A 20,052-nucleotide genomic window follows, 5' to 3' on the forward strand; every position below is an offset into this window, starting at 1 on the left:
AGTGCTTCGGTCTGGGCGTTGACGAGTCTGATGGTGCCGGTGTCGTCGACGATGACCATGGCGTCGGGCGCAGCCTCGAGGAGACCACGGAACCGTTCCTCCGCGGCACGGGGGCCGCCCGTGTCCATGCGGTCGCCGCACCGGCACCCCGGCCGCTCCACCATGCCGGCGGAACCGGATGCCACTGATTCGGCCAAGTCGCTCATGCCCATCCCCGATCCGCGGCTCATCATGAGTCGGCCATCTCAGCGCACCCCGTGCCCCGCCACACGGACATGTCGCTTAGTGACCCCACAACGGTCGAAACCGGCCGTCGGTGGTGCCTACGGTGACAACTCCGCTGCCACGTGGGTCCGGCTGCGGAAGCGGAGGCGCGACGCCGGGGCTTGCGGTTCGCGGTGGTCAGGCGGATCTGAGCGGCGGAATGCCGGCCTTTGGAGGGGCGAGGCGCGTGGTGAACCAGTCGCGGGCCAGTTCGGCGACCGTGGTCAGGGTGTCCGATTCGGCGAAGAGGTGGCCCGCTCCGGGGACCACGGCGAGGCGGTGCTCGCAGCGCATCCGGTCGGCGGCGAGCCGGTTGAGGCTGAGCACCTGCGTGTCGAGTCCGCCGACGATGAGCAGGGTCGGGGCCCCGAGGCGGGCCAACGCCGCGGGGGAGGCCAGGTCGGGGCGGCCGCCGCGGGAGACGACCGCACCGATCGCGGGGTCGTCGGCCGCGGCCTCCAGCGCCGCCCCGGCGCCCGTGCTCGCCCCGAAGTAGCCCACCGGCAGGGCGGTTTCGCGGCGCAGCCAGACGGCCGCCGACTGGAGACGGCCGGCCAGCAGGGCGATGTCGAACACGTTGTCCCGGTCGCCTTCCTCCTCCTCGGTGAGCAGGTCCAGCAGCAGCGTCCCGAGGCCGGCGCGATTGAGGACGCCGGCGACGTACCGGTTGCGCGGACTGTGCCGGCCGCTGCCGCTGCCGTGCGCGAAGGCGACCACGGCACGGGCGGATTCCGGGAGCACGAACCGCGCGGCCAGCCGCTCCCGGCCCGACGGCACCTCCACCTCCCGGTTCGGTGGTGGCGGGTCCGATGCGGGCGGGACCGGGCCGGCCAGCAGCGCGGTGACCTCGTCGTCGGTGGTCTGGGCGAAGTCGTGGTACCAGGCACCGACCGAGCCGAACCAGCGCTGGGGGGCGGGACACACGACCTCGTCGGCCACCGTCAGCAGGCGCGGAAGGGTCTCCTCCGGCGCGACCGGGACGGCGAGCACGACCCGGGCGGCGCCCTGGTCCCGCACCACGCGGCACGCGGCCTCGGCGGTGGCGCCGGTGGCCAGGCCGTCGTCGACGACCACGACCGTCCGCCCGGCCAGGGGCACCGGCGCACGGTCGGCGCGGTAGCGGCGTACGCGCCGTGCCAGCTCGGCCCGCTCGGCCTCCTCCACGGCGGCCAGCTGCGCGGAGTCCACGCCGGTCGCGCGGATCACCCGCTCGTTCAGGACGCGGACGCCGTGTTCGCCGATCGCGCCGAAACCGAGCTCCGGCTGCCACGGGACGCCCAGTTTGCGCACCACCAGCACGTCCAGCGGCGCGTCCAGCGCCGTCGCCACCACATGGGCCACCGGGACGCCGCCCCGCGGCAGTCCGAGCACCACCGTGTCCTCGCTCCGCAGATGCTCCAGATCCTCGGCCAGGCGGCGCCCGGCATCCGTACGGTCCTCGAATCGCATACGGCACCTCCTCGCGCCCGCACCCCACGGGAACCGTTCCCCTTCCATTGCAGCGCGCTCCGGCCGAGTCGGCAGTACGCGGGGGACGCGGTGCGAGCCGGCCGGCTCGCCACGGGGGCCGGTCGGCCCAAGCGCGCGACGGAAGAGCGGGCCAGACTGGATTGGTGGGGCCGGTCCGGGTGCCCCACCGGAGCCCGGACCGCACCGGCCGTGCAGAGGCCGCCGGCCCCGGCTTCCGTGCCGACCAAGGACAGTAGGAGCGTCATGAAAGGCTTCGTCTTCCACGGTCCCGGACAGTCCGCCTGGGAGGACGTCCCCGACCCGGACATCAAGGCACCCACCGACGCGATCGTGCAGGTCGGCGTCGTCACCATCTGCGGAACGGACCTGCACATCCTCAAGGGCGACGTGCCCGAGGTGCGCCCCGGCACCGTGCTCGGCCACGAGGCCGTCGGCGTGGTCGTCGAGATCGGCGGCGACGTCGGGACCGTACGGCCGGGCGACCGCGTGCTCGTCTCCTGCATCAGCGCGTGCGGACGCTGCCGCTACTGCCGGGAGGCGATGTACGGCCAGTGCCTGGGCGGCGGTGGCTGGATCCTCGGCCATCTGATCGACGGCACCCAGGCCGAGTACGTGCGGGTCCCGTACGCCGACCTCTCCGTGCATCCGCTGCCCGGCGCCATGGCGAGCCAGGACGCCGTGCTGCTGGCGGACATCTTCCCCACCTCCTACGAGGTGGGTGTGCTCAACGGACAGGTCCGGCCCGGCGACACCGTGGTCGTGGTCGGGGCCGGCCCCATCGGACTCGCGGCGATCGCCACGGCCCGGCTGTTCGCGCCCGAGCGGATCGTCGCCGTGGACCTGGCCCCCACCCGGCTCGACGCGGCAAGGCGCCTCGGCGCGGACGCCGTGGCACTCGTCGGCGAGGACCCCGAGCAACTGATCGCCGATCTGACCGAGGGGCTCGGCGCCGACGTGGTCATCGAGGCCGTGGGGATGCCCGAGAGCTTCGAACTCTGCACCCGCATGGTCCGGCCCGGCGGCCACGTGGCCAACGTCGGAGTGCACGGCAAACCCGCGACCCTGCACCTCGAAGACCTGTGGATCAAGGACGTGACCATCACCACCGGTCTGGTCGACACCTACTCCACGCCGACCCTGCTGCGGATGGCGACGGCCGGCCGGCTGCCGACCGGTGACCTCGTCACCCACACCTTCCCGCTCGACCGCATCGAGGAGGCCTACGACGTCTTCGCCGGGGCCGCCGACACCGGAGCCCTCAAGGTGGTGCTCGGCGGGGAGCTGCACGAGCTCGCCGTTCGCGCGACCTGAGTCCGGCCCGGGACACGCAGGGCGGCGGCACGACATGACAGACGGGACGGGCCGATGTACCCACACGACGGATTCCGCGAGCTCGACCGGCCGGAGTGCCTGCGCCGACTGGCCCTGGTGCCCGTGGGACGCATCGTCCACACCCGTCAGGCACTGCCCGCCGTCCTGCCGGTGAACTTCAGCCTGGACATCGACGGTGCGGTGCTGTTGCGCACCGCCGCGTCCTCCGAGCTGGTGCGCGCGATCGACGACTCGGTCGTCGCCTTCGAGGCCGACCAGGTCGACCCGGCCGCCAGGTCCGGCTGGAGCGTCGTGGTCACCGGGGCCGCCACCGTGGTCACGGATCCGGACGAGCACGCGCGGCTCGTCCGGACCGGTCCGCGCTCCTGGGTGTCCGCGCCGCGGGAGGTCTTCGTACGCATCGCGGCGGAGCTGGTCACCGGACGTGAACTCGTCGGGGACGAGACGGCGGAGGGGGTGCCCTTCACCGTGTGAACGGCGGTCACAGGTCATGCGGGACCGACACCGTTCACAGGGGGCTGTCGCCAGTCGTACGGGCACGACCCCCACCGGTCACGCGGGCACGACCCCCACCGGTCACGCGTGGACGGCCGCGACGGTGGAGGGCACCTGGTGCGGGCCGGCAACGGGCCTTCCGCGGGCGGCCGGAACCGGCCACGCGCCCTCGGTACCCCGTGCCCCCTCCCACTACCGTGGCACATACCGTGAGCATCACCGTCCGCGCGTCGAGCGCACCTGGAGGAGTGCAGGTGGGAAGCCCCGAAGAGGCCCGGCAGGCCCGCGTACGGCTGCCTCAGCTGAGGCTGGACGAACTGCTGGAGGAGCTGCAGGCACGGCTGGACGCGGCCCGTGGGACGCGTGACCGGGTGCACAGCCTCCTGGAGGCGGTGCTCGCGGTGGGGCGGGAGCTGGATCTGGAGCAGGCGCTGCGCAGCATCGTCCAGGCCGCGGCGGCGCTCGTCGACGCCGAGTACGCGGCGCTCGGTGTCATCGGCCCCGACGGCAGGAGGCTGTCGGCCTTCCACACGGTCGGCGTCACCGAGGAGCAGATCGCCCGGATCGGCGCGTACCCCGAGGGGCACGGCATCCTGGGAGAGCTGATCCGCCGTCCCGAGCCGCTGCGCCTGGAGAAGATCTCCGAGCATCCCGCCTCCTACGGCTTCCCGCCCCACCACCCGCCGATGAACACGTTCCTCGGCGTCCCGATCCGGGTGCGCGACCAGGTCTTCGGCAACCTGTACCTGACGGAGAAGCGCGGCGGCGGCCCCTTCGACGAGGAGGACGTCTCGGTCACCCTGACACTGGCGGTGGCCGCGGGCGTCGCCATCGACAACGCCCGGCTCTACGCGGAGTCCCGGCTGCGCGAGCGGTGGCTGCGGGTCAACGCGGAGATCACCCACAGCCTGATGTCCGGGGCGGAACGCACGGAGACCCTCGGGCTGATCGCCGACCGGGCCCGGGAGATCACCGGGGCCGCCCTGGCCCTCGTCGCGATGCCCATGGCGGACACCGGCCCGCTCACCGTCGAACTCGCCCTCGGACGCGGGGCGGAGGAGCTCCGAGGGCTGGTGCTGCGGGCCGACGACACCCTGATCGGCGAGGCGTTCTCCACCGGGACCGCCGTCACCAGCGCGGATGTCACCCACGAGGAGCGGGTCCTGACCGGGCCGCTGCGGTCCACCGGACTCGGCCCGGCCGTGGCCGTACCCATCGGCACCGGCGCGGACGGCGTCCGGGGCGTGGTCCTCCTCGTCCGGGAGAACGACGGCATGCCGTTCTCGGCCAAGGAGACCGAGTCCCTCCAGGTGTTCGCCGCGCAGGCGGCGATCGCCATGGAGCTGGCGGAGCGCCGCCGGGACGCCGAGGAGATCGCGGTGCTCCAGGACCGCGACCGGATCGCGAGGGACCTGCACGACCTGGCGATCCAGCGGCTCTTCGCCACCGGCATGACGCTGCAGAGCGCGGGGCGCTTCATCGAGCACCCGGAGGCCTCGGAGCGGGTGCTCCGGGCCGTGGACGACCTCGACGAGACCATCAAGATCATCCGTTCGACCATTTTCGGACTGCGCACGCACGGGGCCGCCACGGGATCCGGGCTACGGGCCCGTGTCGTGCGGCTCGCCGGCGAGGCCGCGCCGGTGCTGGGATTCGCCCCCAGCGTGCGCATGGAAGGGCTCGTGGACACCGAGGTGCCGCGCGAGATCGCCGACCACGTCGTGGCCGTGCTCTCCGAGGCCCTGACGAACATCGCCCGGCACGCCCGGGCCGACCGTGCCGACGTGGCCCTCAGGACCGACGGACGCGAGGTGCTGCTGTCCGTCGGCGACAACGGCGTCGGCATCCCGGCGGGCGGCCGCCGCAGCGGTCTGCGCAACATGGCCGAGCGCGCGCAACAGCTCGGCGGGAAGCTGGAGTTGAGCACGCCCGAGGGCGGCGGGAGCACACTGGTGTGGCGCGTACCGCTGGCGGAACGGGAGAAGTCGGGGGACTGACCGCACGGAGACCGACCGCACGGAGCACGGAGCCCGACCGCACGGGGACTGCCCGTACGGGGCGGCCGCCGTCGCCTCGGGACGGATCGCGTTCCGGGAGGGGCCAGCCCTGGTGCGGACGGCGTTCCGGGACCGGCGTCGTCCCGGTACGGACCGTGCCCCGGGACCGACGTCGCCCCGGGGGTCGGGCGCACCGGTCCGGCACTGCCCGCGCCCCGGGACGGCCTGCCGGCCCCGGCGTGCGCTCCGGTCGCGGGTGCGGCACGCGGTCTCGGGTCAGCCGCGGACGCCGCTGCCGTAGGGGGCGTAGAGGTCCAGCAGCCGGTTGCGCGACGCCTGGAGCCGCTGGGCGACCACCCGGCCGACCCAGGTCGCCACCGCCCGGCCGAAATCGGGATCGCGGGCGCACATCGCCCGCACGGCGTCGGCGTCGAACTCATGCGCCCGCACCGGGCTCGCCGCCTCGGCGCCCAGCTGCCACACGTACGGCGCGAAGTGCCATGACCAGCCGACGAGTTCGCCGTGGCCGAGGGACTCGATGACGGCGGCGCGCCGTCCCGGAACGTGCAGGTCGAGGGCGACGGTCCCGCTGCGGATGATCCAGAAGCGGTCGGCGTGCCGGCCCTCCTCGAAGAGCCGCGCGCCGGACGGGAACGAGACCTCTCGGGCCAGACGCATCAGCTGTTCGCGGTGCTCGGTCCCGAGAGCCGCGGTCATGGTGGTGGCGGAGGTCATGGCTCCGGCTCCCTTCTTCCCTGTGCCCGCAGCCGTTCGGTGAGTGCGTCGTGCCCCTCGGGGGTGGGGGAGGGCTGCTGCTCCCAGCCTGTGCCCGTGGTCCCAGCCTGTGGCCGGGCGGGGCCGGGTACCACGGGCCGCCCGGACCCTTCCGGGGGCCGTTCGGCCCTGCCCGCACCGGCTCGGCACTCTCGCCCGCGCGGAAGGCGCACGGGCACACGACCGGACCCCGTGCGGAGTCCGGTCGGGCCGGGCCCGTCGTGCCGGGTCCCCCGTGCCGTCAGGTGCGGTGCCGCAACGGCCGGGCGGCCTCCGCCAGGCTCGACTGGAGGCGGCGGGCGACATCGAGGTGGTCGGCGGTCCAGATGATGCGGACGGCGGTGGCCGGGCCACGGCCGCCCGTGTCGGACAGGTCCTGCCGCAGACAGTCGACCAGCTGTCCCTCCACCGCCGCGCTGCGGGGCATCGGGTCCGGGACGGCCGCGCCCCGGCTCAGGGTGGCGGCGAGGTCCCGGTACCAGTCGGTGATCCGGCCGGCCGCTCCCACGATGACGAGCCGCGCGTCCGCCCGGTCCGCAGCGCTGTCCTGTCCGCCGGACCGCTTCCACAGGCCCAGTACGGCGTCGGCGGCGAGCCGCAGACCCACGATGCCCGTGACCAGCGTGGTCATGTCGGCGAGTGCCATCGGTTTCGGGCCGCGCTCGGCCAGATAGCTGCGGAACGTGTCGTCGAGCCGGCGGGCGGCGGCAGCCGCGTCGCGCCGCTCCTTGAGGGGAGCGTCCGCCGAGAGGGGCCCGGCGCCGCACAGCCCGACCGCGTACTCCACGGTCCCCGCCAGGTAACGGGCGCTCTCCGTGTACGCCTCGGCGAGCGCGCGGCGGACCGCGGCGGCCGCGCCCCGCGGCCAGAAGAACAGGCCCATGACCACGCTCACGGCGCAGCCGAGGCCGATGTCCTGGATGCGCAGCAGCACGATCCGCCAGTTGGGGTCGTGGCCGATGTTGAACAGGATGACCAGGGTGACGGTGAACGCCGCCTGGCCGGCGGCGAAGGAGATGGCCGAAGGGGCGATGCCCGCGAGCAGTACGGCCACGGGCAGCAGGAACCAGAGCACGGTGCCGTGGTGGCCGATGAGGTGGAGCAGCCCCGCCCCGATGATCGAGCCCGCGATGGTGCCGGCGACGGCGCGAACGGCGTTCTGCCCGGTGTTGAGGGCGTTCGAACGCAGCACCGACAGGGTGCCGAGGGTCACCCAGAAGGAGTGCTGGAGCGTCGTCACCTTGGCGAGGCTGACCGCGATACCGAGGCCGAGCGCGCCACGGAGGCTGTTGTGCAGCCACACGGACTGCGGCTGGAGGTAGGCCGCGGCCCGCTCCCGGGCCGCGGCCAGTGGTTTCGTCAGGGCCCCGGGCTCGCGGCCGAGGAGGGCCTCCGGCCAGCTGCGCCGGTCCGCGGCGGCGGCCAGGTCCACGTTGCGGGCGATCTGCAGCGTCGCGAAGCCGACCTCCTGGGCCCGGAACGACAGATCCAGCACACCGATGAACGGATGCACCTGCGTCCGGGTGGCCGTCGCGTCGTGGTGCACGGGCAGCCGGGTGGTGGCGTTGCTCTCCATGTCGTTCATGGCCGTGCGCAGATCGGCCTGAGCGGCGCGCAGGGCGTCCGGTGAGTCGCGCGGGCGGTCGAGCAGCTGTGCCGATTCGTCGAGCAGACGGGCGGCGGCCCGTCGTACGGCATGGGCGTCGTCGTCGCACAGCACCCGTTCCTTCTCGGGCGGCACGCTGTCGGCCAGGATGTCGCCGAGCCAGGTCAGCTCGTCGACCAGGCGGACGATGGCCCGTGAGCCGGCCGAGAGGCCGGTCGGCCGGTAGGGCGTGGCGTCGAAGACGGACCGCAGGTCGGCCGCCGCGGCGGCGGCCAGGTCGGCCGTGGACCGGCACTGCGGGCCGCTCGCCGCGTCCGGGCCGCCGGCCAGCAGGGACGCGTCGGTGCGCAGTTGCTCGGCGGCGGCACGGCAGACCCGCGCGGCCGGCTCGGCGAGCGGGTCCCTGACCGGCCGGGGCCACAGCAGGGAGATCGCGAGCATGGCGGCGACGGACGCGATGCCCGCCCCGGCGAGCCGCGCGGGCAGCACGGACAGCGGCTCGGGCGAGGTCACCGGAAGGATGAAGGCCAGCAGGAGGGCGGTCGACGCGCCGGCGAGGACGGAACTGACCACGCCCGAGAAGAGCACGAGGAAAGCGATCACGACCGTGACGGTCACCGCGAGCCAGATCTGGAAGGCCACCAGGCTGCCGAGGCAGATGAGCACCCCCCAAGCGACGGCGAGGCCGACGTGCGCCCGCAGCCGCTGCGTCATCGGTCCGGTGAAGTCGACGAAGAGGAGCATCGCCAGCGAGCCGAAGGCGGCGTACGTCGCCATCGTCGGCGAGCCGACGACCTGGGTGCACAACGCGAACAGGGCGGGCATCACGAGGGCGGCCCGCCCGGCGCGCCGTGTCGCCGCGAACTCGGGATCGTGGTCACGCAGCCACGAAGCGAACGAGCCGTCGTGAAGGATCCGGCCGGGTCTCTGCACGGCCCTGCACACCTCCCGTCGCCGGCATGTCCGCGCGAGCCCCGTGCGGACGTGAACGCCCCTGCAAGCGACCATGCCACGCGAACGCCGCCCCTGCGCGGGATGGCCCCGAACCGCGGCCGCGGCCGGCCGCGGCTCCGGGCCCCGCGAACAGCCGAGCGCGACCGTTCCCTCAGACGACCGGCTGCCCGACGCCCAGCAGGTTCCCCTCGCTGTCGCGGAACCAGGCGCCGCGCTCCCCGCGGGCGCCCTTGCTCGGATAGTTCCCCTCGATCTCGGCGATGCCGTCCCGGGTACGGAACCCGGGCACGTCGACCTCCTCGAACACCACGCCCCGACCCTTGAGTTCGGTCACGACGGCGTCGATGTCCTCGACCTCCCACCCCATCTGGGTGAACGTGCCGGGTGAGGAGCCCGTCGACCGGAACACCACGAAGTGCGTCCCGCCGCACCGGTACAGCAACCCGCCGGGACGCTCGTCCACGGGCTCCAGACCGAGTTTCTCGGCGTAGAAGCGCCGCGCCCGGTCGAGGTCCCGGGCGGGCAGTCTGGTCGCCACGCGCCCACCGGCCAGTCCGCTCTGCTCGTCTGCGTCCATGGCACCACTGTGCCCGGGCGGGGGCGCTGCCGCCGCCGGTGGCGGCAGCGCCCCCGCCCGGGACCGCGGGTCATCCGGGAGCGGGGGAGTGGTCGAGCGTGCGGACCAGGAGGAGCGCCACGTCGTCGTCGGGCTCGGGGTGCAGCGCGCTGATCAGGGTGTCGCTGGTCTTCTCCAGGGAGTGCCGGGAGCGCTGTGCCTGCTGGAGGAGCCGCGTCATCGCGTCGAGCGCGGTGTCGATGGACTGGGTGCGGTTCTCGACCAGCCCGTCGGTGTAGAGCGCGAGCAGCGAGCCCGGCGGCATCTCCTGCTCCATGGTGGCGAAGGGGATGCCGCCGACACCGAGGGGTACGCCACCGGGGACTTCGAGGAGTTCCGCGCCGCCGTCGGGGCGGATCAAGACGGGCGGGAGATGCCCGGCGCTGGAGAGTTCGCAGGTGCCCTTGCGGGGATCGCACACCGCGTACACGCAGGTGGCGATGGTGTCGCCGAGAGAGCTCGCGATGTCGTCCAGATGGTGCAGCAGCTCGGCGGGCGAGGGGTCCAGACGGGCCAGCGCACGGGTCGCGGTGCTCAACTGCCCCATGATGGCCGCGGCCTGGACGCCCTTGCCCATCACGTCGCCGACGATCAGACCGGTCCGGCCTTCGCTCAGGTGCAGCACGTCGTACCAGTCCCCGCCGACCTCGCTCAACGCCGGGAGATACCGGAACGCGATGTCGAGCCCCTCGTGGTCCACGGGCGCGGGCGGCAGCAGGCTGCGCTGCAGGGTCAGGGCCGCGCTGCGTTCGCGCCCGTAGAGGCGGGCGTTGTCCACACAGATCGCGGCACGCGCGGCGAGTTCGGAGGCGAGGACGCAGTCCTGCTCGTCGAACGGACGGGAGTTGACGGTGCGGTACAGGCTGAGCGTGCCCAGCACTTCGCCGCGTGCCACGAGCGGGACCGCCAGGTAGGAGTGGACACCGGCCGTGCGCAGGGTCTGTGCTGCGTGCGAGTCCCGGGCGATGCGGCGCATCATCCCGGAATCCACGTGTTCCACCAGGATGGGCCTGGCCTCCCGCACGCACTCGGTGATGATGCGGGTGGAGCCGTAGGTGGCGAGTTCCCCCACCGGGTCCGCGGCGTGAATGGCGTCCGTGAGGTAGCCGGCCGCCACCGCCAGTGCCCTGAACTCGGCGTACGCGTCGGGGTTGACCGGGGCGGTGGTGCCGTGCGTGACCACGGATTCGAGCACGTCGACCGCGGCCAGGTCCGCCAGTTGGGGCACCGCCACGTCCGCCAGCTCCCGGGCCGTCTGCTGGAGGTCCAGCGTGGTGCCGATACGGACACCGGCGTCCGCGATCACGGACAGCCGCTCCCGCGCCCGCGCGATCTCGGCGGCCGCCTGCTGCCGTTCGGTCACGTCGATGACGGCCACGGCCAGTCCGAGCACGCGGCCCTCGGCGTCCTCGATACGGTGGTACGACTCGGAGTAGGCGCGGTCCTCCTTGTCCGCCGGTGTCCTGCCGACGGTCAGCTCGTCCAGCAGGGACCTCCCGCTCGCCAGCACCAGACGCATGCGCGCCTCGACGGCCTCCGTGTCCAGGTCCGGCAGCATCTCCCGGACGCGACGTCCGAGGACCGCCTCCTCCGGCAGGCCGTTCATCCGTTCCATCGCCGGGTTGACGCCCACCCAGCGCAGATCGGTGTCGAACACGGCGATGCCGACGGGGGTCTGATGGACGAGGCTGTGCGACAGGGCCAGGTCCCGCTCCACGCGCCGTACCGTCGTGGCGTCCGTGGCCAGTCCCAGAAGATGGGCCTGGCCCTGACTGTCCCGCAGCCGCATGGTGCGGAACTCCACCGAGCGTTCGCTGCCGTCCCGGTGCTGGAGCGGGAACACACCCGCCCAGCGTGCTCCGGAGCGGACCTGTGCGAACAGGTCACGGGCGCGCTGCCGGTTCTCCGGCGACACCAGCAGGTCGTCGGCCCGGTGGCCCAGGGCCTCGTGCGCGCGGTAGCCGAGCAGTTGCTCCGCCTCCGGGCTCCAGAGCACGATGCGCCCGTCGCTGTCGAGCACCACCGCCGCCACCTGCAGCAGATCCAGCAGCCCGCCGGGCGCCGCGGTGATCCCGTCGTCCTCACCGGTGGCATATCCGTGCATCCCAGCCGCTCCTTCCGGCGCGGCAGGGGCACCGCCAAGATCCGTCCTGCGGGTCCTCCGATTACGTCACAGCGTGACCGGCAGGGCAACAGCTGTGCGAAGAGTCGGCACACGATTCGCACACGCGGCGAGTGACGACGACGGGTGTTTCCCGTACCGGGTGCGACCGTACGAGTGACGGTGCGGGGCGCGCCGAGGCACCTGGTCGCCGGGCGGGCCCCACCCCCTGGGGTGCGCGGAGGAATCGGCCGACGTCGTGTCCGGCAGGCCGCTCCGTCATCGGACAACGGGTCCGCCCGGGTCGGCGTACGCCGTGTGGGCGGGTGTGTGGTCGACGGGCAAGCCGGGCCGCCAGGCCGTGAGGATCTGGGCGGAGCACACGAACAGCCCGTCAGGCAGCGCGTCCAGGGCCCACCAGCGCCAGTCGCCGACGCGTTCGCCCGGCTGGTCGGCCGGTTCGCCGCGCCAGTTCGAGACCACGGCACCGACGGTGACGCGCGGGACGCCGCCGGCATGGTCGAGGAGCGTGCCCAGCAGGCGCACGTCCGCGGTCCGCGCGTGCAGTCCGGTCTCCTCGGCGAGTTCGCGTACGACGGTCTCCTCGAGGGATTCCCCGGGCTCCACGGTCCCGCCGGGCAGCTCCCAGGTCCCGTGGCGGTGGCGGCCCAGCAGCAGGCCGTCGGGTCCGTGGAGGATCGCGCCCACACCGAGCGCCGCGTGCGCGACCGGGGGCTTGTCGGTGCGGGGCCGGGACGTGCGGCGGGCGGGCCTGCGCACCTGGAACAGCAGATAGGAGGCGTGGTTGTCGGCACCCGGCACATCGAACACGTCGACCCGCTCCACCTGGAGTCCGTGCGCGACGAGCAGATCCTCCCAGGCCTGTGGTGTGAGGACCCACATCCGGACGGTGAGGTCCCCGCCGCCCGCCGGCCGCAGAGTCTCCGGACGGGCGGCGACCGCCGTGGAGGGCCCCGTTCCCGCGGAGTTGGTGTGCAGCACCGTGAAACACAGCCTCCCCCCGGGCCTGAGCGCCCCCGCCAGGGCGGGCAGCAGCCGATGAGGATCGATGTACGGGACGGCGTGGATGGAGTAGATCACGTCGTACGGCTCGGCCGTGCGCAGATGCTCGACGGCGTCGCCGAGAACCAGCCGCAGGCCCGGCAGTTCGCCGTACCGGGCGCGGGCCCGGTCGATCTGGGAGGCCGAGGCGTCGACCGCGTCGACGAGCGCTCCGTGCGCACGCACGAGGTGCGCCGCGTGCCGGGCGGGCCCGCACCCGAGGTCGAGCACACGCCGGCCCGCGAGCTCGCCGAGAACCTCGGCCCCGGGAGCCGCGTCCGTGCCGATCCCCCAGTCGATGCGCTCCACCTCCGCCAGGACCGTGGCCCGGCCCAGGTGGTGCGTGCCATAGGCCTGCCAGGCCTCGGCATTGACCGCTTCGGCGTCGACCGCCGCGGAGTCCACCGTCCTGCACCTCCCGTGCGAGGGGAACGCGGCACCGGGCGTGGTCCGCGTGTCGAGGGGGCCGCCGCTCGGGGTGTCCCGCGGACGGTCGTCCATGGCCGCATTGTGTCCGTCCGGCGAGCCCGCCGTCCTCCGGATGACCGACCGCGACCGCACGCGCGTCCGTCGGCGGGGTGCGGGCCCGGGCCGGCGGGGGTCAGCGCGCGTGCAGGCGGCGGTGCAGTGCGTGCACCTGCTCCGTCAGTTCCGGCACCGGGCCCTCGACGACGACTCCGGGGGCCACCTCGTTGACCGGGAGGGGGCGCACCGGAGCCGCGGGCACCCCCAACTCCGCCAGCCACGTGACGAGTTGCTCGGACGAGGCGACGTACACGATGCGTCCCAGACCCACCCACGCATGGGCGGCCGCACACATCGGGCAGTGTTCGCCGGAGGTGTACACGGTCGCCGCGGCGCGCGCCTCGGGCGTCAGGTGCGCGGCGGACCAACGGGCCAGTTCGAATTCCGGGTGACGGGTGTGGTCACCGCCCGCCACCCGGTTGCGGTCCTCGGCGAGCACGGTGCCGTCCGCGCCCACGAGGACGGATCCGAAGGGCTCGTCACCGGCCTCCAGTGCTTCGGTCGCCAGTTCCACACAACGGCGCAGGTACGGCAGTTCGCTGTCCTTCAGCACGGTCCGCGGCCTCCTTCCGGAGTGATCTCCACAGTGCAGCGTAGGCGCTCGCCACGGTGCCGGGGCGGCAGGGACGACAGGGTGTCCGGGCGACCGGGCGGCGCAGGGTGCGGAGGGCGCCGGCCCGCGCACACCGGAAGCGGCGTCCCGCGCACCGGGGCGCCGATACTCCGTTGCGGGCACGACCCGCGTCGGCTACAAGTGATCTCCGGATCCCGGCCACCAGGGACGAGGACCGTGACGACGAGAGGAGGGATAGGCCGATGAATCCCATGACCATCGCGCTTGTCGTCTCCCGGGGCACGCGACGCGGCTGACCCCAGGACGGGACAGGCACTTTCACCGGAGTGTGCCGAGACCGTGGAACCGAACGAATTGACCATGCGCCCGATCACCGGACGCGAGGAGATCGACCTCTTCAACCGACTGCCCTACACCCTCAACGACGAACTGGCGGACGACCTGACCCACCGCCGCCGCCGGCCCGAATGGATGTGGGTCGCGCTGCGCGGCGACCGACTGCTGGCCAGGGCCGCCTGGTGGAGCCGCCCGGGGAGCGACACACCGCTCCTTCTCGACCTCGTCGACGTCGACGACGGCCTCCCGGACACCGACCGGGTGGACATCGGCGTCCGGCTGTTGCGTACCGCGATGGCCGCCACCCTGCCCGAGGGCTCCCGCCCGCCCGAGTACACGCGCTACGTCCCGCCCGGATGGCGCGACGGCGGCGCCGCCCGCAGCGTCGTCGAGGACCGAATGACGATCCTGGAACGCGCCGGTGCACGGCCCTTCGTCGAGCGGCTCCGCCTGGAGTGGCGGCCGGGCACCCCGGTCCCCGGGCCGAGCGGACGACTCGTGTTCCGGCCGGTCCGGGACCGCGAGGAACTGCTCGCCCTGATGACGGCGGTGCTGGAGGGCACACTCGACGCGCACAGCCGCGACGACCTGACCCGGATGTCCCCGCGCGAAGCCGCCGTCTCGCACTACGAAGGGGAACTGGCCAAGTACGCCAGCCCGCGGGACTGGTGGCGCGTCGCCGCCCTGCCCGGAGGCGATCCCGTGGGATTCGTGGTCCCGGCCCACAACGGCTACAACCCGATCATCGCGTACCTCGCCGTCCTGCCCGAACACCGCGGGCGCGGCCACATCGACGACATCCTCGCCGAGGGCACCCGCATCCTCGCCGGACAGGACGTCCCCCGCATCCGGGCCTCCACGGACCTCGGGAACGTCCCCATGGCCAACGCCTTCCGGCGCGGCGGATACGCCGACTTCGGAGGCGAGATCAACATGACCTGGCGATGAGAGGAGCCCGGCATCCGGGGCCGGGGGACCCTGGATGCCGGGCACTTCCAGGAGCTTCACGTATGCGGCACCTCATGGTCCTTGCGTGCGGAAACACGCGAGGGATCTTCCGCATCGCCCCCCGGCCGTGCACAGTCGGGAGCCGTCGTGAAACGGCGTGTGCGACTTCGTCGGGAGGACAGTTGATGGGAGCTCACCACCGCGCGCGACGGGCTGCGGAGGCGGACGGGCCCGCGGCGGACGGGATCGGCCGTCGAAGGTTCCTGGGCTATGTGGTGGCCGCGTCGACGCTGACCGTCGCCGCCCAGCTCGGGGAGTCGGTCCTCGCCCCCGACGAGGCCGCGGCCGTGGTCCCCTCGGTGCCGGGTCCGGCCGAGATCTACGACCTCAACGACATGCTCACCCATGCGACGCTGCCCACGGCGAACCTGATCACGATACGGGTCGAAGCCGACGGAACGGTGTCCTTCGCCCTGCCCCGGGCCGAGGTCGGGCAGGGCATCACCACGTCCAGCGCGATGCTCATCGCCGAGGAACTGGACGTGCCGCTGGACCGGATCCGGGTGACGCTCGCCGACGCGCGTCCCGAGCTGCTGTTCAACCAGCTCACCGGCGGGTCGAACACCACCGTGTCCACGTTCACCCCGATCCGGGTGGCCGCGGCCGTCGCCCGCGAGCGGCTCCTGAAGGCCGCCGCACTCGAACTCGGTGAGGCCGTCGGCATCCTGACCACCAAGGCGGGGGCGGTCATCTCCTCCGTGACGGGCAGGAGCCTGGGCTACGGCGAACTGGCGGCGAAGGCGGCCTCGGTGAGCACCGGGCAGGTGTCCGTGGCGCTCAAGAAGCCCGCCGAGTTCAAGGTCGTCGGGACCGCGCAGCGGCGCATCGACGCCCTGGAGGCGGTCACCGGCCGCAAGAAGTTCGCCATGGACCTGCACGTTCCCGGCGCTCTGCCGGCCATGGTGTGCCGGCCGCCGACGATCAACGGCACGGTCCGGTCCGTGGAGAACCTCGACGAGGTCAGGTCCATGCCCGGGATCACCGACGTCGTACCGATCTCCACCGGTGTGGCCGTCCGCGGCCGTACCTTCGGCCAGTGCATCGACGCGGTCCGCGCGCTCAGGGCGAGCTGGGGCCCGGGTACCGCCGACGGGGCCTCCGACGACAGCGTCCGCGACGAGCTGCGCCGGGCCGAACTGCCCCTGCCCGCACTGAACTTGCTCACGAAGGCCGTCGACGCGCGTTTCACCTTCCACTTCGCCAGCAACAGCGCGCTGGAGCCCAACTGCGCCGTCGCCGACGTCCGCGCGGACTCGGCGGAGATCTGGGCGAGCCTGAAGTCCCCGATCGTGGCCCAGGAGGAGATCGCGCTGAAGCTCGGTCTGCCCGTGTCCGCGGTCAAGGTGCATGTCACCGAGGGCGGCGGGTCCTTCGGGCGGAAGCTCTTCCACGACGCCGCCGCCGAGGCCGCCGAGATCTCCAAGGCGATGGGCAAGCCGGTCAGGCTGATGTGGCACCGTACCGACGACTTCCGTCAGGGCCGCACGCACCCGATGTCCACGTCCCGGGTGCGCGCCACGTACGCGCTCGGTGAAGTGCTCGCCTACGACCAGCGGCACACCTCCGTCGCCACCGACTTCGGGCACGGCGTCGGCGAGATCATCACCGCCGAGGCCGCCCGGCTGCCCGTGGGCGACCTCACCTTCTCCGAGACGATCTTCACCCTCACCCAGCAGACCCCGTACCACTTCGGCCTCGTCACCCAGTTGCTGAGCGAGACCGACAAGCGTTTCAACACCGGCTCCATGCGCAACATCTACTCGCCCAATGTGCGGTGCGCGCAGGAACTCGTCGTGGACGAGCTGGCCAGACGCATGGGCAAGGATCCCTACCGGTTCCGCCGGGGGCTCCTGAAGGACGAGCGGGGGCGGGCGGTCCTCGACAAGGTCGCCGAGGTGGGGCGCTGGGGCCGGAGCATGCCCGCGGGCACCGCGCAGGGCATCGCGATCCACCCCGAGTACCACTCCTACGTCGCGGTCCTCGCCGAGATCGACTGCCGGCCGGAGACGACCGGCCGGCAGATTCCCGACGCCTTCACCGGACCGCGCGTCACCAAGGTCGTCTGCGCCGTCGACGTGGGGCTCGCCGTCAACCCCCGCGGCCTGGAGGCCCAGATGATGGGCGGCATCATGGACGGCATCGCCATCACCCTCACCTCCGGACTGCACCTGGAGAACGGTCACTTCCAGGAGGGGAGTTGGGACAACTACTTCTACACCCGTCAGTGGAACACGCCTCCGCAGCTGGAGATCGTCGTGATGCCCCCGACGACCGGCGAACCCGGCGGCGCCGGGGAACTCGCCGTCGCAGGCGCGATGGCTGCGGTGGCCTGTGCCTACGGCCGCGCGACCGGCACCATGCCGACCGTCTTCCCGGTCAACCACGCAGGGCCGCTCGGATTCGAACCGCTGCCCACCACACCGCCGATCCCCGCGTCCCCCACCGACGGCCTGAGCCGCGCCTTCTAGGAGCCCCCGTGCCCGAACGCACCTTCATCCTCAACGGCAAGCCCGTGACCGTCGACATCGAGGACGACGTACGCCTGCTGTGGGTGCTCCGCGACGTCCTGGGCGTCACCGGGCCCAAGTACGGATGCGGGCTCGGCGTGTGCCAGGCCTGCACGAGTCACATCAACGGCAAGGCGTTCAACCCCTGTTCGGTGCCGGTGAAGGACATCGGCCGGGACGACGAGATCACCACCATCGAGGGATTGCCCGCCACCGTCGGCAAGGACCTGCATCCGATGCAGGAGGCCTGGCTGGAGTACGACGTCGCGCAGTGCGGCTACTGCCAGCCCGGCCAGATCATGACCGCCGTCGCCAAGGTCCGCCAGGCCAGGGAGGAAGGCCGCGACATCTCGGAGGCGGACCTGGACGAGATCCGCAACATCTGCCGCTGCGGCACCTACCACCGCATTCGGGAGGCGATCGTGGCAGGGGCGAAGAGGTACTGAGCCGACGGCCCACCGGGCGACTGCACGGCCCCGGCGTGCGCAGGTGACGGAATGCGTGTGCCCAGATGCCCAACAGCCGTGGCGAATGGGGCTGTTGGGCCGGGAGTGTGGCAGCGTGGGGTCATCGCCCCGTGGATCGCAGGGGACGATCCGCCACCACGGGGACCGGAACACGACGACGAAGAGGTGACTCATGTCGAAGCCCCCCTTGCCCGAGGGTGCCGTAGAGATGCTGAAGAAGCCCAATCCGGCCGTCATCGCCACGGTACGGTCCGACGGGCAGCCGGTGTCCGCGGCCACCTGGTACCTCTGGGACGACGGCCGGGTGCTCGTCAACATGGACGAGGGCCGCAAGAGGCTGGAACACCTGCGCGGCGACCCCCGCGTCACCCTGACGATCCTCGACGCCGACAGCTGGTACACGCACGTCACCTTGATCGGACGCGTCGTGGAGATGCGCGACGACGAAGGGCTGGCGGCCATCGACCAGTTGTCGCAGCACTACGTGGGACACCCGTACGTGCAGCGGGGGCGCAAGCGCGTCAGCGCCTGGATCGAGATCGACCGCTGGCACGGCTGGGGCGGTTTCCGGGACAGCGGACAGGTGTCCGGCTGAGATCGGCGACGGGAGTTCCGCTCGTCAGCGCGGCGAATCCGGCGCATCCCGCGAACGGCCCCTCGCCGAGCTGACCTCCCGGGCGCCGCGACCGGCCCGGAGGCCGCTTCGAGCGACCTCCCGCTTGAGGTATGATTATTCCGGAGCAGGTCGCCGCAACTGTCGGTGACAGGCCGTGCGTTGGTGGTCCAAGGAAAGACGTCCCGCTTCCTGCGGGGAGATGCAGGTGCAAGGCCTGCCCGGCGCTCCAGAACACACCCCACCGTCCGATCGGGCGGTGGGGTGTGTGCGTTGCGGCGACGGACGCAGCGACCCCGGACACCGTCGCCATGCCAGGCGGCCCGTCGCCGGCCCTTGCGGCGCCCGGCCCAGGGCATGATGAGCGCCGTGGAATTCGAACCGTACCGGGGTGAGTTGGTGGCGTTCTGCTACCGGATGCTGGGCTCGTTCCACGAGGCCGAGGACATGGTGCAGGAGACACTGCTGCGCGCCTGGAAGGCCCGTGACCGGTACGACCCCGCCCGCGCCTCGATGCGGACCTGGCTGTACCGGATCGCGACCAATGTCTGCCTGACCGCCCTGGAGGGCCGCGGACGGCGGCCGCTGCCCTCGGGACTGGGCACGCCGGACCACGACCCGGAGGCAGAGCTCACGCCCGCGACCGACATCCGCTGGCTCCAGCCGTTCCCCGACGGGCGGTTCGACACGGAGTCGCGGGCCGATCTGCGGCTGGCCTGGATCGCGGCGACCCAGCTGCTGCCGGCGCGCCAGCGCGCCGTCCTCGTCCTCCGGGACGTCCTGGAGTTCACCGCGGCCGAGGTCGCGGAGCAACTGGACACCACGGCCGCCGCGGTCAACAGTGCGCTGCAACGTGCCCGCGCCGCCCTCCGCGACGTCGACGACGCGGCTGCCGTCGGCGAACCGGCGGACCCCGAGGTGCGCGCGGTGGTCCAGCGGTACATGGCGGCCTTCGAGGCGGCCGACGTTCCCGCTCTCGTACGGTTGCTCGCCGAGGACGCGGTGCTGGAGATGCCGCCGGTGCCGCTGTGGTACCGGGGGAGCCGCGACTACGGCCGGTTCATGGAGCGCGTGTTCCGGATGCGCGGGCAGAGCTGGGCCGTGCGGGGGCTCACGGCCAACGGGCAGCCCGCCCTCGCCGCCTACGCCCCGCACCCCGGCGGCGGACACCTGCTGCACACGCTGCAGGTGCTGACCGTCGCCGGGGGCCGCGTCACGCACAACGTCGTGTTCGCCGACCCGGGCGTACTGGACACCTTCGGGCTGCCCCCGCACCTTCCCGCCGGCTGATCGCGTCCGCGGCGATGAATCGGGCCGGTGTCGCCGGTACGTACGGGTGACACCGAATCGA

16 protein-coding genes are annotated in these 20,052 nt (G+C 72.8%); 8 read left to right on the plus strand and 8 right to left on the minus strand.

Features of this window, described 5'->3' with window-relative positions; all coding sequences use genetic code 11:
• A partial coding sequence (locus ABEB03_RS44505) for a PAS domain S-box protein (RefSeq protein ID WP_425589392.1) occupies positions 1-164 on the minus strand: 164 nt, incomplete at its 3' end.
• Positions 165-402: 238 nt separating this feature from the next.
• Positions 403-1,713, minus strand: a complete 1,311-nt coding sequence (locus ABEB03_RS44510) for a phosphoribosyltransferase family protein (RefSeq protein ID WP_345658850.1) — start codon at positions 1,711-1,713, stop codon at positions 403-405.
• A 264-nt stretch (positions 1,714-1,977) separates the two neighbouring features.
• Here ABEB03_RS44510 and ABEB03_RS44515 point away from each other — a divergent pair, with 264 nt between their 5' ends.
• The 3 genes from ABEB03_RS44515 to ABEB03_RS44525 all read left to right on the plus strand — a co-directional run bounded on the left by ABEB03_RS44515 (position 1,978) and on the right by ABEB03_RS44525 (position 5,558).
• Positions 1,978-3,045, plus strand: a complete 1,068-nt coding sequence (locus ABEB03_RS44515) for a zinc-dependent alcohol dehydrogenase family protein (protein WP_345658852.1) — start codon at positions 1,978-1,980, stop codon at positions 3,043-3,045.
• A gap of 54 nt (positions 3,046-3,099) precedes the next feature.
• A complete protein-coding gene (locus tag ABEB03_RS44520) occupies positions 3,100-3,540 on the plus strand; it encodes a pyridoxamine 5'-phosphate oxidase family protein (RefSeq protein ID WP_345658853.1) in 441 nt (146 codons plus the stop codon).
• Between the two features lie 275 nt (positions 3,541-3,815).
• Positions 3,816-5,558: a sensor histidine kinase gene (locus tag ABEB03_RS44525; protein ID WP_345658854.1), complete on the plus strand. Its 1,743-nt coding sequence runs from the start codon at positions 3,816-3,818 to the stop codon at positions 5,556-5,558.
• 276 nt (positions 5,559-5,834) lie between these two features.
• On the opposite strand, the gene ABEB03_RS44530 is transcribed toward ABEB03_RS44525, so the two are convergent.
• The 6 genes from ABEB03_RS44530 to ABEB03_RS44555 all read right to left on the minus strand — a co-directional run bounded on the left by ABEB03_RS44530 (position 5,835) and on the right by ABEB03_RS44555 (position 13,749).
• The gene (locus ABEB03_RS44530) at positions 5,835-6,293 is read right to left on the minus strand and encodes a Crp/Fnr family transcriptional regulator (RefSeq protein WP_345658855.1); all 459 of its coding nucleotides are present in this window, start codon (positions 6,291-6,293) and stop codon (positions 5,835-5,837) included.
• Between the two features lie 280 nt (positions 6,294-6,573).
• Positions 6,574-8,871 (minus strand): FUSC family protein, encoded by a 2,298-nt coding sequence (locus ABEB03_RS44535; protein WP_345658856.1) that lies wholly within the window; start codon positions 8,869-8,871, stop codon positions 6,574-6,576.
• A 172-nt stretch (positions 8,872-9,043) separates the two neighbouring features.
• Positions 9,044-9,469: a VOC family protein gene (locus ABEB03_RS44540; protein WP_345658857.1), complete on the minus strand. Its 426-nt coding sequence runs from the start codon at positions 9,467-9,469 to the stop codon at positions 9,044-9,046.
• A gap of 70 nt (positions 9,470-9,539) precedes the next feature.
• Complete coding sequence (locus ABEB03_RS44545; RefSeq protein ID WP_345658858.1) at positions 9,540-11,612, minus strand: SpoIIE family protein phosphatase; 2,073 nt, start codon at positions 11,610-11,612, stop codon at positions 9,540-9,542.
• 276 nt (positions 11,613-11,888) lie between these two features.
• On the minus strand, positions 11,889-13,172 hold the full coding sequence (locus ABEB03_RS44550; protein ID WP_345658859.1) for a bifunctional class I SAM-dependent methyltransferase/NUDIX hydrolase: 1,284 nt from the start codon (positions 13,170-13,172) through the stop codon (positions 11,889-11,891).
• A gap of 100 nt (positions 13,173-13,272) precedes the next feature.
• Positions 13,273-13,749 (minus strand): nucleoside deaminase, encoded by a 477-nt coding sequence (locus tag ABEB03_RS44555; RefSeq protein ID WP_345658860.1) that lies wholly within the window; start codon positions 13,747-13,749, stop codon positions 13,273-13,275.
• Between the two features lie 381 nt (positions 13,750-14,130).
• Here ABEB03_RS44555 and ABEB03_RS44560 point away from each other — a divergent pair, with 381 nt between their 5' ends.
• From ABEB03_RS44560 to ABEB03_RS44580, 5 genes are all read left to right on the plus strand, one after another.
• Positions 14,131-15,054 (plus strand): GNAT family N-acetyltransferase, encoded by a 924-nt coding sequence (locus ABEB03_RS44560; RefSeq protein WP_345658861.1) that lies wholly within the window; start codon positions 14,131-14,133, stop codon positions 15,052-15,054.
• A 185-nt stretch (positions 15,055-15,239) separates the two neighbouring features.
• Positions 15,240-17,582 (plus strand): molybdopterin cofactor-binding domain-containing protein, encoded by a 2,343-nt coding sequence (locus ABEB03_RS44565; RefSeq protein WP_345658862.1) that lies wholly within the window; start codon positions 15,240-15,242, stop codon positions 17,580-17,582.
• Between the two features lie 8 nt (positions 17,583-17,590).
• Positions 17,591-18,067: a (2Fe-2S)-binding protein gene (locus tag ABEB03_RS44570; RefSeq protein WP_345658863.1), complete on the plus strand. Its 477-nt coding sequence runs from the start codon at positions 17,591-17,593 to the stop codon at positions 18,065-18,067.
• Positions 18,068-18,260: 193 nt separating this feature from the next.
• Positions 18,261-18,683, plus strand: a complete 423-nt coding sequence (locus ABEB03_RS44575; protein WP_345658864.1) for a PPOX class F420-dependent oxidoreductase — start codon at positions 18,261-18,263, stop codon at positions 18,681-18,683.
• Positions 18,684-19,058: 375 nt separating this feature from the next.
• Positions 19,059-19,991, plus strand: a complete 933-nt coding sequence (locus ABEB03_RS44580; RefSeq protein ID WP_345658865.1) for a sigma-70 family RNA polymerase sigma factor — start codon at positions 19,059-19,061, stop codon at positions 19,989-19,991.
• The last annotated feature ends 61 nt before the right edge of the window (positions 19,992-20,052 follow it).

Origin of the sequence: Streptomyces siamensis, assembly GCF_039543605.1 — a bacterium.
Lineage (GTDB): Bacteria > Actinomycetota > Actinomycetes > Streptomycetales > Streptomycetaceae > Streptomyces > Streptomyces siamensis.

Coding starts and splice junctions, on each gene's coding strand:
- ABEB03_RS44510 (WP_345658850.1), bottom strand. CDS start 1,713: ATGCGATTCGAGGACCGTACGGATGCCGGGCGCCGCCTGGCCGAGGAT.
- ABEB03_RS44515 (WP_345658852.1), top strand. CDS start 1,978: ATGAAAGGCTTCGTCTTCCACGGTCCCGGACAGTCCGCCTGGGAGGAC.
- ABEB03_RS44520 (WP_345658853.1), top strand. CDS start 3,100: ATGTACCCACACGACGGATTCCGCGAGCTCGACCGGCCGGAGTGCCTG.
- ABEB03_RS44530 (WP_345658855.1), bottom strand. CDS start 6,293: ATGACCTCCGCCACCACCATGACCGCGGCTCTCGGGACCGAGCACCGC.
- ABEB03_RS44540 (WP_345658857.1), bottom strand. CDS start 9,469: ATGGACGCAGACGAGCAGAGCGGACTGGCCGGTGGGCGCGTGGCGACC.
- ABEB03_RS44545 (WP_345658858.1), bottom strand. CDS start 11,612: ATGCACGGATATGCCACCGGTGAGGACGACGGGATCACCGCGGCGCCC.
- ABEB03_RS44550 (WP_345658859.1), bottom strand. CDS start 13,172: ATGGACGACCGTCCGCGGGACACCCCGAGCGGCGGCCCCCTCGACACG.
- ABEB03_RS44560 (WP_345658861.1), top strand. CDS start 14,131: ATGCGCCCGATCACCGGACGCGAGGAGATCGACCTCTTCAACCGACTG.
- ABEB03_RS44565 (WP_345658862.1), top strand. CDS start 15,240: ATGGGAGCTCACCACCGCGCGCGACGGGCTGCGGAGGCGGACGGGCCC.
- ABEB03_RS44575 (WP_345658864.1), top strand. CDS start 18,261: ATGTCGAAGCCCCCCTTGCCCGAGGGTGCCGTAGAGATGCTGAAGAAG.
- ABEB03_RS44580 (WP_345658865.1), top strand. CDS start 19,059: ATGATGAGCGCCGTGGAATTCGAACCGTACCGGGGTGAGTTGGTGGCG.